Raw genomic sequence first — 11,823 nt, forward strand, 5'->3', positions numbered from 1 at the left:
GAATAAAGTTGCGTTTTTTTAGCTATTAATAATTTTTTTGAATAATGGGAGAATTATTCTTTCTTAAATGCAAAAATATTGCAAAATCGATATTGAGAAATTGATGTATGATAATTAATTTAATTTGAAGCGATTTCTTTACGTATACGACTTAGACTTTCTGTAGTGATACCCAAATATGAAGCTATGTGATAATTTTTAACTTCTTTTTCAATCTCTGGGTAAGAGTTTCTAAAATTGATATAGCGTTCAGTAGCAGTTTGTGAAATATTAGACAATATTCTTTTCTGAAAAGCAGCGAACGCTCGCTCTAGCTTTTTGCGAAAGAAGGATTCAATCCTAGGGATTTTTGCATATAAGGTTTCTTTATCTTTTTTGCAGATTCTATATAATATTACATCCTGAATTACTTCAATGTTCATTATAGATTTTGAATCAGAAAAAAATGCAGTATAATCACTCATCCACCAATCTTTGATTGCAAATTGTACTGTATACTCTTTGCCTGACAAATCGGTATGATAAGACCTTAAGCAACCTTCATAAGTATAGTATTGATAATCAGTAGTTTCTCCTGTTTTTAATAAAATATCACCTTTTTTATAAGTTACTTTATGAAAAACAGAAGCTATAATTTCTATCTCATCTTCAGTAAATTCTAATCCTTTAAAAATCTCGTTTATTTTCGATTTATCGCTTCGCATAGATTGTAATTCTCGAAGAAATTACATAAAAACGATTGAAGATTTATTCTAAATAGACAAATGCATAGAAAAAGCAGTTTATTAGAAGAATTTAGCCATTATTTTGAGCTATTGCTATTAATTGCCCAGCTACAGTTGATATTTCTCTTCCAGCTCCAGATGTGTTTGAAACTGCTATAATTACGGCATTTAAACTTGGTACAATAAACAATTGTGTTGAAGATCCTGTTTGTGCACCATTATGTCCATAAATGCTACCAACATTTGGTGATTTTCCGTAAAGAAAGAATCCAAAGCCATAACTATTATTTACCTTTTCTAAGCTATGATGTTGACACATTAATTTTAAAGTCTCTTCGCTAACCAGTTTATTAGAAAGTAAAGCATTTCCAAATTTTGTTAAGTCGCCAATTGTACTATAAAAACCTCCAGCAGGAATACGATTGCTTAAATTGTTGGCCTTAGCTTTTTTAATTTTTCCTTTTCTGTTTTTATGATATAGTGCAGCCGAATTTGGTCTTTTTATTCCTGGCTTTTCAATACCCGTATGCGTCATACCTGCTTTATCCCAAATGTGCTTTTGCATATAGTTTTCGTAAGATTCGTTAGTTACTTTTTCGATTAAAATACCTAGAACTACATACCCGTAACTGGTATAATGATAGTTGCTGCCAGGCTCAAATAACAATTCTCTGTCTTTAAAAACAGCATAGGCATCCAAAAGTGTTTTGTAGTTAACTTTATTTTCAATTTCTTTTTCGTTTTTGTAAGCATCAATCCCAGACGTATGAGTTAGAATATGTCTTGTTGTAATTTTCGTTGTATTACTCTGAATAAATTCGGGAATGTATGTGTCTATTGGTGTATCAATATCTATCAAGCCTTGTTCTACAAGTTGCATAACAGCTACAGCTGTCATTGATTTTGCAATAGACGCTGTTCTTATTTCTGTATCAATCTTAAATTCTATTTTCGCTTCTTTATTTGCATAACCCACTGCGGCTTCCCATGCAACTTCGCCATTAATCGATAGACTAGCTGAAGTGCCAACAACTTGTTGTTCTTTAATTACGGCTTCAAGTAATTTATTAGATTGTTCAGTTATTGATTGAGAGGAACAAACTAAGCTTTGTACAGTTAGGACAATACATAATACTAATGTTTTTTTCATGATGATTTATTTTAATGATTTATCACAAAAATATATGCTTAGCGACTGCAAACTCTTATTTTTATTGAGATTGGGATAAATGATCTTGTTTTTGGGACGATTGAATTGCCGTTATTAATTTGGACTTATAGTTTTTTGATACTGGTACTTCTGTCTCCGTTAGTTTTACACTAGAAGAATCATTCCATTCTATAAAATGAGATAGATTTATCAAATGCGAACGATGAACTTTGAATAAATTTGGCACATCGTTTTGAATGTTTTTTAAAGTATTACGAAGCAACTTTTTATTAAGCTTGCCATTACGTAGATAATTGACTTCAACATAATTATCTGCACTAGAAATGCATACGATATCATCTGGCAATATTTTTAAGATATCTAACTTATTATCTCCTTTAAGCGTTAATAAACTTTCCTTTTTTTGAGGTGCTTTTTTATTAAAAAACCATCTCAAAAAAATAATAACCGATAGTAATACTAAACTTATTGGGATATAGATATAGGCAGACCAAGTCCAGAAATCATATTCTCCATTAACCCATTCTGTTCTATAATATGCATAGCATGCTTTAATTTGTATACTATTGAAAACAACAATAAAAAGTACTTCAAAAACAATGGTCCATTTTTTAAGTGTTTTAAAAACAAAATTCTGTATTGGAACTAAAAGCATATAATTTAAAAAACAGATAATCCCATATGGCGGAAGTATTTGCAGTCGTTCTTCAAAATCAAGATCAGATATATCAAATGGTGCAATAAGAACAAGAAATAATACTAGCCATAAACTAATGGCTATTGCAATAAAAAAGTGATGTTTTAAAGAAGTATTTAACTGTAATCTCAAAACTAGCTTGATAATAAAAACAAGTTAAGATTTTTAGTGATAATTAGCATAAAAAAACCATCTCTAAATTGAGATGGTTATTAGTATTGGTTTGAAATTAAAATTATTCAATCTTCTTTGCTTCGGTTTCTTGACCGCCTTGATAAAGTGTGAAACTTTCTACAACTCCAGTTTCATTTTTATTAAATACGACTTTGAGCGCAGTAACTTTTGCAAAAAATGTAGTTTCGTTTTCTGCAAATATTTCAAATTTTCCTTGGCCTGTAGCTTGACCAAAAATTTTGTTACCTTCAACTGTAACCTCTACGATAAAATTTGGTGCTAATTCGTATTTGCCAGCGTACTTGCTCAATATTTCATTGGATAGTGTAACTTCTTTTCTTGCCTCAGGCATTGATTTATCTACTTCTTTACCTACATTTTCAGAGTCAGTAATAAAAATAGCTTGTCTTTTGCCGTCAGCAGTTTTAGAAAATTTGTATTCAATATTTCCTTCCTCGAACATAAATCGGTCTTCTGCTAAAGGGAAAATATCAAAAACAGTGTTTGTTTCAGATTCTCGCATACTCTTCAGCTTTCCGTCTTTTATAAAAATATGTCTTATTGCTCCATCTTCGAACTCATAAGCGCCAACCCATTGTTTTAGTTGCTCTTGAGATAATTCAACAACATCTTTCATGGTAGGATAAGGCTTTCCAATAGCAGCAGCGGCTAGGTTTTGTGTTAAAGCACCAATATCGTTGCAACTACAATTACTAAGACCAATAACATAAACGTCTTCCTCAATCATGTAGATGCCATTTGTAGATGTACCAAAAATACCACCACTATGCGTATAACCTTTAGAGCCTTTTAATGTCATTTCTCCCAATCCATAACCATAAGTAATATGTTCTCCATTATTGAGTTCAGACCCATTAATTGCTTTTTGTAACGAAGATGCTTTTATTAAGGTATTGTCTCTAAGGGCATTTTGCCATTTTAGCATATCGTCAATTGTAGAAGTTAAAGAACCAGCAGCATGTGGTAGAGTCATGCTAAGGTAATTTGCATTTACATATCCATTTGCATCCTGCTCATAAGGCATAGCTCTATTTTTAATTAATTCACGATTACTTCCATATTGAGATGCAGTCATTCCTAAGCGATCAAAAATGTTCTTCTCGACAAAGTTTTCATAGGTATCGCCTGAAATAACTTCTATTATTTTACCTAAAAGCACATAGCCAGAATTATTATATTTAAATGCTTCTCCTGGATCAAAATCCATTGGTTCATTTTTGAAGTAGTCAATGAGCTCATCCAAAGTTTTATCCACACGAGCTACTTTTACTAAATCTCCAATACCAGTATAACTCTTTATCCCTGAAGTATGATTTAACAGTTGATGAACAGTAATGGTTTTTCCATTAGTTGGATAATCTGGTACAAATTTGGTAATTGGGTCATCCAAGCTAAGCTTACCTTGTTCTTCAAGCATTAAAATTGATACTGCGGTAAATTGTTTTGTTATTGATGCCAGCATAAAAACATTTTCTGGAATCATGTCAATATCATGTTCCAAATCAGATTTACCAACAGCTTTTCTATAGATAGGTTTGCCATTTTTGGCTACTAGAATAGTAGCGCCAGGCATATCAGTTTGGTAATATTTCTCAACAATATCATCAAATTGTTGATTTAAGTCTTGCGCTTGAATGTTAGTGATAAAAAGAAGACATAGACCAAGAGCTAAATAGGAAGGTTTTATTTTCATATTGATTAGTGAATGATTAATGTAAATAAGACGATTGTATGAAAATAAAGTTACAAAAAAACCACTTTGAATTTTCAAAGTAAACAATCACGGCTATCATAATTAATGATGACCGTCGTACGAATCCGCTTTTATATATTCTTGAAGACTAAACTTTCTATCAGTGAATTTATCAGGTAGAATTTTAAAATGCTGAATTCTATCTATCCTAAAAGCACGATACGCATCTCTTAAGTAACACCATGCAATTAAAATCCATTTTTGATTTGTAGAAATGAGCGTGTAGGGTTCAATTTTTCTGAAGGTAATATTTGGGTCATCTGCTTTACGATAATTAATTTCTATATAATTAAAATTTGTAATCGCTAGCTGAATTTCTGAAAGCGCTGCACTTGAGATATCTTCTTGATGTGGCTCAAAAACAAAGATTTTACTTTCTAAAAATTCACTCTTTTCTTGGATCGAAGTTCTAAAGACAGATTTAATTTTCACCAAAGCATTATTAAAATCATTAGCGAAAGAAGAATCTTGCGTTTTATTCACCAAATGCTGCGCAGTTACAATGGCATTAGCTTCTTTTTCAGTAAACTGAACAGGTGCCACCATATAACCTTCCATTAATGAATAGCCCTTACCTTCAATAGTCGTCACGGGAATACCAGCTTCTTCTAACTTTCTAATATCCCTGTAGATGGTTCTAATACTTACATTGTATCTATCGGAAAGTTCTGCAGCCGTTAATAGGCGTTTAGACTTGAGAAGCGTTAATATGGAAATAAGCCTAGCTAGTTGAGACATAATAACAAATATAGCGAACCGGAAACCAATTCGCTATGTGTTGTTTTTTGATTGAAAATCGTGTTATTCATTTTTTATTGATAAAAGGAATGAACTTAAAATGGCATTAATTCCAAGAGTGTAAAGCAATTCTGTTACCTTCAGTGTCTATGAACTGAGCCATATATCCGTTTTCACCAATATCAGTTTTTGGCATTATCACTTTTCCGCCAGAGTTTTCCACTTTAGCTAATGCAACTCCTAGGTCATTGCCACCATTAATGTAAAGTGTTGGTCCATCGGCTGTCGGTTTTTGTTCTTCACTTTCAATTAAACCACCGCCAACACCATTGTTGTCGTTGTCGTAAGGAAACATTCCATACTTTATGTTATGGTCTGGCATGTGATTGTCAACGATTTCAATGTTTAAAACTGTTCCGTAAAATTGCTTTGCACGTTCGTAATTTTCTACTGGAATTTCAAACCAGCTAATTGCATTTTTCATTTTTTAAATTGATTTTTAATTAAACTTAATGCAAAGATATTTGCACTTGTGTCAGATTGCGTCAGAGGTAATATTTGATAATAAAAAAACCACTTTGAATTTTCAAAGTGGTTTATATCTTATTAGAGACTGAAACACGTTCAGCACTGCAGTAGTTATTTTATCATCTCATAGCTACGCTTAATGAAGTTTGTTAACTCTTCGCCAGTTAAAAGGCCCTGAGATAAACGCGCCAAGTCTAAACTTTGATTAATTAAGCGTTCTTGCTTTTTGCGAGTTTTGGTGTTTAGGATTTCACCAACCAATTCATGATTAGTATTAACTACCAAGTTGTATATTTCTGGCATATTGCCCATACCAAACATTCCACCGCCACCGGTTTGCTGCATCTCTTTCATACGACGCATAAACTCAGGTTGTGTAATCATAAAAGGAGATGCACTACTATCCATAGCTTCTAATTGTACCATAAACTTTTCTGATGGTACAACTTCTTTTAGTAACTCATCTAGTTTGCTTTTTTCGTCTTCTGATAATTTAGAGATAGTTGTATCGTCTTTCTTGATTAAATTATCAATATGGTCAGCATCAACACGGGCAAAAGAAATATTCTCTTTAGTGGACTCCAATTTTTGCATTAAATGACTAACGATAGGTGAGTCTAACAATAACACCTCATAGTCTTTATCCTTAGCTGCTTGGATATAACTGTGCTGTTCATCTTTATTCGAAGTATAAAGAATAACCATCTTGTCATCCTTATCCGTTTGCTTCGCTTTAATAGCATTGGTTAATTCTTCGAATGTGAAGTATTTACCATCTACTGTTGGGTATAAGGCAAACGCATCCGCTTTTTCGAAGAATTTTTCTTCTGAAAGCATTCCGTATTCAATAACAATTTTGATATCATCCCATTTCTTTTCAAAATCTTCACGGTTAGTATTGAAAAGTGATTTTAACTTATCAGCAACTTTACGTGTAATGTAAGACGAAATTTTCTTTACGTTACCATCTGCTTGTAAGTAGCTACGAGATACATTTAAAGGAATATCAGGAGAATCGATAACACCTCTTAACATGGTTAAGAATTCTGGTACGATACCTTCAACATTATCAGTAACAAATACCTGATTTTGGTAGAGTTGAATTTTATCTTTTTGAATTTGCAAATCCGCGGTCATTTTTGGGAAATACAATATACCTGTTAAGTTAAACGGGTAATCTACATTTAAGTGAATATTGAAGAGTGGTTCTTCAAATTGCATTGGGTACAATTCTCTGTAGAATCCACTGTAATCCTCATCTTTTAAATCTGCTGGTTGTTTAGTCCAAGCCGGATTAGGATTATTTATGATGTCATCAACCGTGATTTTGCGTTGAGGTTCAGTCGTTTCCTTGCCGTCTTCATCAGTGATAGTTTCAGGTTGATGCTCAGGGTCATTTACTTCCTTAGTTCCGAATTTAATAGGAACTGGCATAAACTTGTTATACTTATTTAATAACTCACGAATTCTACTGTCTTCTAAAAACTCTGTAGAGTCTTCTGCAATATGAAGTATAATTTCTGTACCTCTTTCTGCTTTATCAGATTCATCAAGAGTGAACTCAGGAGAACCATCACATGTCCAATGAGCAGCTGGAGCATCTGTATGCGATTTGGTTATAATTTCTACTTTATCCGCAACCATAAACGCTGAGTAAAACCCTAAACCAAAGTGACCAATAATACCAGCATCTTTAGCTGAGTCTTTGTATTTATCTAAAAACTCTTCAGCACCCGAGAATGCCACTTGGTTAATATATTTTTCTACTTCTTCCGAAGTCATACCTAACCCTTGATCTATAATGCGAAGTGTTTTAGCATCTTTGTTAACTTTAACTTCGATTTGTGGATTTCCATACTCAACTTTAGATTCACCGATATTGGTTAAGTGCTTTAATTTTAAGGTTGCATCAGTAGCATTACTGATAAGCTCACGTAGAAATATTTCGTGATCACTGTATAGGAATTTTTTAATTAATGGAAAGATATTTTCTACCGATACATTAATACTGCCTTTTGCCATTTTATTAAAAGTTTTAAGTCAGTTCGAGTTGAGACGAAGTCGAAGTATCGAGAACTTCTCGATACATTTCGAAATACATTCGAAACACTCGAAGTGACGTAATTAGTTAAAATTGTTTCTGCGAAATGGTATTCAAATAAAATACCAATAGTAATTTTATGACAAGATGACATAAAAAAAGCCACTCGAAAAGAGTGGCTTTTTTATACTATTATATAGTTGTTTAGTTTTTTAAAGTTTCCTTATTTTCAATTTTTCCTTCTTCTCTTTTTTTATTTTTTACGTGTTTGTCTAGCCACTGGTCTTGTTCCCACAGCATGTGCATAATAGATTCTTTGGCTCTATAACCATGACTTTCTTTTGGCAACATTACCAATCTAACAGGTGCACCCAGACCTTTTAATGCATTAAAATAACGTTCACTTTGCAATGGATATGTACCGGAATTATTATCTGCAACACCATGAATAAGAAGCAAAGGTGTTTTCATTTTGTCGGCGTGCATAAATGGTGACATATTGTAATATATTTCTGGAGCTTCCCAGTAACTGCGTTCTTCACTTTGAAAACCAAAAGGTGTTAATGTCCTGTTATAAGCACCACTTCTTGCAATACCAGCTGCAAATAAGTTAGAATGCGATAATAAATTTGCGGTCATAAATGCACCATAACTATGGCCGCCAACAGCAACTTTTTCTCTATCGATATAACCCAAGTCATCTACAGCATCTATAGCGGCTTTACCATTAGCTACCAATTGTGTTCTAAAAGAATCATTTGGTTCTTCATCGCCTTCTCCTACTATTGGAAATGCAGCATCGTCTAAAACCACGTAGCCTTTTGTAACCCAATATATTGGCGAGCCCCAATACGGATATACAAATTCATTAGGATTTGCCGTACTTTGAGATGCGCTAGATTTGTCCTTATATTCTCTAGGATAAGCCCATAATATCATAGGGTATTTTTTCCCTTCTTTATAATCTAATGGTAGGTAAAGTGTACCTTCTAAGTCTAAACCGTCATCACGTTTATAACTAATCACTCGCTTGTCTACGTCTTCTAAACTTTTAAATGGGTTTTCAAAAGCTGTAATTGGTGTTAAGTTATTTTCTTTAATGTTCCGGATATAATAGTTAGGATATTCTTTTTTAGACTCTATACGCACAAGAATATTTCCTTTTTCCATATCTATTGCATAATTAAGACTTTCTAGTTTATCCGTATATTCAGATTGATAGAGCCTTGTGGTTTCTCCAGTTTTTATATTATACTCATCAATAAAAGGAAATTGGCCTTTTTTTGAATACCCTTCACCCATAAGATATAACCTATCATTGTTAATAGTTAGTGTACTTCGACCTAGTTTGTTTCTAGAGCTTACAAAATTTCCTGGGTCACTGTAAACATCTTGGTAATTTCTATCGGATATAACCTTGGATTTTCCGTTTGAAGGATTAAATAAATAGGTTTTTAAGTTTCTTGTGTTCCACCAATAGTCTATCGCAATTGCAGTATTTTCATTTCCCCATTCTATGCCAGCAAAACGCTGTTGGGTTTTTAAGATCTCCTTAGGTTTACCATTAAATGGTGCGTTAAGTTCATAGACAGCATCTCTAAAATCAACCTCAACTGCTGGATCTCCGTTATCTAGGGCTTCTGCCCAAACTAATGTCGCAGGTTGGTCACCTCTCCATTGCATACTGCGTTTCCCCATTCTTGTAGACATAAAACCTTTAGGTCTTACCTCGTCTAAGGGAACTTCATTTACTGTTTTTATTTTTTTTCCATCAACATTGTACATGATACTTTCACTAGGGAACCTTGTGTAGGTGACAATGTATGAAAATGGACGTTTTATCTTGGTCACCATTATGTAGTTCCCATCGGGTGAAAAACTAATACCTCTATACATATCCGCGCCAAGGAAGTCCTTAGAACTACCGTCTAGAGATATTTTTTTAATTGTTGAGCGCGCAAGTTGCTCAAAATTGAATTCGTCATTCGGTGTTTTTAATAAGTCTTGATAGGTTCTGTTTTGGGCCTTAGCTCCATCACTAACAGAAACCGTTGGTCCGGTCGGAACCGCAGTAGCAGTATTTATTAATTCTTTGCGATCTGCAGGTAACATTTTTACCAAAAGATGCTTGTTGTCGTTAAACCAATTAATAGTGCTTCCCATGTTAGCATTTACACTAGCATCGGTTAATTTAGATACTGAAGCATTTGCTATATTAAGAACCCAAACTTCAACACCTTTAGAAGTTGTATTTAGGCAAGCTACCATAGACTCGTCAGGAGACCATCTAAAACCTGAAAGACGCGCATTTTCTGGTAAGCCAGATATTTGAGTTGCATTTTCGTCTTTTATTTTTTTGACTTTAATGTTGGTGATGTAATTGGTTCTACTACCAATATTGGTTTTTGGGTTTATTCGTAATCCTGCAAGTCGTAATTCAGTTTCAGATAATTCTTCAATAGATTTATACTGGTTACGATAGAGTAGAAGCATGTGGTCACCTTTGCTATCTATTTGCACTCCAGGTGCTAATTCTACATCCGCCAATTCTAAAATTTCATCTGATGGTTGTTGGTAGGTAAGGCTTTGCTGAGCATAACTAGTAATTAAGAATAGTAATGCAAATAACTTGATTAATGATTTCATGGTTGTAAAATTGATTAGAAGCTTGAAGATACTCAAAATTAAAGGTCATAATGTAATATTATTGTTAAAGTTATAGTGCTAATAAGCACTAGTATATTTACTATGCATGCATAACGAATTGGTAATAGGATTCATCGAAAATGGGTTAAATTTGCAGTTACACTAAATTTATATTTATGTACAATTCTAAAATAACTGGACTTGGAAAATATGTGCCAGAAAATGTAGTATCTAACACTGATTTGACGCAATGGATGGATACAAGTGATGAGTGGATTCAAGAACGAACTGGTATAAAAGAACGACGATGGATAGATCCAGAAACTAGTGATGATACCACATCTATTATGGGTGCAAAAGCAGCTAAAATTGCTATTGAACGTGCTGGTTTAACTAAGGATGACATTGATTTTATTGTATTTGCTACACTTAGCCCAGATATGTATTTCCCAGGTGGCGGTGTTCGAGTTCAGGAGTTATTAGAAATGGATACAATCGGCGCCATAGATATCCGTAATCAATGTTCTGGTTTTATTTACGGATTGTCTGTTGCAGATCAGTTTATTAAAACAGGTATGTACAAAAATGTACTAGTTATTGGTAGTGAAAATCACTCAGGTGGATTAGAGCGTTCTACTCGCGGACGAGGCGTAACAGTAATATTTGGGGATGGAGCAGGCGCAGCAGTTTTAAGTAGAGAAGAAGATAATACAAAAGGAGTTTTATCTACACATTTACATTCTGAAGGGAAACATGCAAAGGAGTTGTCCCTAGAAGGTCCAAGTACTGGGCGTTGGGTAGATACTATTATCGAAGAAAATGACCCAGATGATGTATCATACTATCCTTATATGAACGGACAATTTGTGTTTAAACATGCGGTTGTACGTTTTAGTGAAGCCATTATAGAGGGTTTAACAACAAATAATCTTCAGAAGGACGATATTGATATGCTCATTCCTCATCAAGCTAATCTTAGGATTTCTCAATTTATACAAAAGAAGTTTGGTTTGTCAAATGATCAAGTGTATAATAATATTATGCGCTATGGAAATACTACCGCCGCGTCTATACCAATTGCATTAACTGAAGCTTGGGAAGAAGGTAAAATAAAAGAAGGAGATAATGTCGTACTCGCTGCTTTTGGTAGTGGTTTTACTTGGGGAAGTGCCATTATTAAGTGGTAGTTAAATAAAAAGTTATATCAACTAAAAAAAGCCGAAACAACATTGTTTCGGCTTTTCTGCTATTAACCAACTTTAACTAACATTTCGTTATAAAAATATATAACACTTATTACTTAAAACTTATCTACAATCATAGACGTTG

At 33.5% G+C, this 11,823-nt stretch carries 9 protein-coding genes; 1 reads left to right on the plus strand and 8 read right to left on the minus strand.

What is annotated here, in order from left to right; translation table 11 throughout:
- Positions 1-119 precede the first annotated feature (119 nt).
- The 8 genes from ED556_RS04915 to ED556_RS04950 form a co-directional block, all read right to left on the minus strand.
- Positions 120-704: a Crp/Fnr family transcriptional regulator gene (locus ED556_RS04915; RefSeq protein ID WP_296320087.1), complete on the minus strand. Its 585-nt coding sequence runs from the start codon at positions 702-704 to the stop codon at positions 120-122.
- 91 nt (positions 705-795) lie between these two features.
- Entirely contained in the window at positions 796-1,875 is a 1,080-nt protein-coding gene (locus ED556_RS04920) for a serine hydrolase domain-containing protein (protein ID WP_296320089.1), read from the minus strand.
- 61 nt (positions 1,876-1,936) lie between these two features.
- Entirely contained in the window at positions 1,937-2,725 is a 789-nt protein-coding gene (locus ED556_RS04925; protein ID WP_296320093.1) for a LytTR family DNA-binding domain-containing protein, read from the minus strand.
- A 103-nt stretch (positions 2,726-2,828) separates the two neighbouring features.
- Positions 2,829-4,481 (minus strand): serine hydrolase, encoded by a 1,653-nt coding sequence (locus tag ED556_RS04930; protein ID WP_296320096.1) that lies wholly within the window; start codon positions 4,479-4,481, stop codon positions 2,829-2,831.
- A gap of 102 nt (positions 4,482-4,583) precedes the next feature.
- Positions 4,584-5,279 carry a YafY family protein gene (locus tag ED556_RS04935; RefSeq protein ID WP_296320100.1) on the minus strand — a complete coding sequence of 232 codons (696 nt, stop codon included), beginning with the start codon at positions 5,277-5,279 and terminating at the stop codon, positions 4,584-4,586.
- Between the two features lie 106 nt (positions 5,280-5,385).
- Complete coding sequence (locus ED556_RS04940) at positions 5,386-5,763, minus strand: VOC family protein (protein ID WP_296320103.1); 378 nt, start codon at positions 5,761-5,763, stop codon at positions 5,386-5,388.
- A 155-nt stretch (positions 5,764-5,918) separates the two neighbouring features.
- The gene (gene htpG, locus ED556_RS04945; protein WP_296320105.1) at positions 5,919-7,829 is read right to left on the minus strand and encodes a molecular chaperone HtpG; all 1,911 of its coding nucleotides are present in this window, start codon (positions 7,827-7,829) and stop codon (positions 5,919-5,921) included.
- 223 nt (positions 7,830-8,052) lie between these two features.
- On the minus strand, positions 8,053-10,494 hold the full coding sequence (locus ED556_RS04950) for a prolyl oligopeptidase family serine peptidase (protein WP_296320106.1): 2,442 nt from the start codon (positions 10,492-10,494) through the stop codon (positions 8,053-8,055).
- Between the two features lie 176 nt (positions 10,495-10,670).
- Between ED556_RS04950 and ED556_RS04955 the strand changes: the two genes are divergently transcribed.
- Positions 10,671-11,681, plus strand: coding sequence for a beta-ketoacyl-ACP synthase III (locus ED556_RS04955; protein WP_296320108.1), 1,011 nt, complete (start codon positions 10,671-10,673; stop codon positions 11,679-11,681).
- The last annotated feature ends 142 nt before the right edge of the window (positions 11,682-11,823 follow it).

The organism is Winogradskyella sp., from assembly GCF_003712105.1.
Classification (GTDB): domain Bacteria; phylum Bacteroidota; class Bacteroidia; order Flavobacteriales; family Flavobacteriaceae; genus Winogradskyella.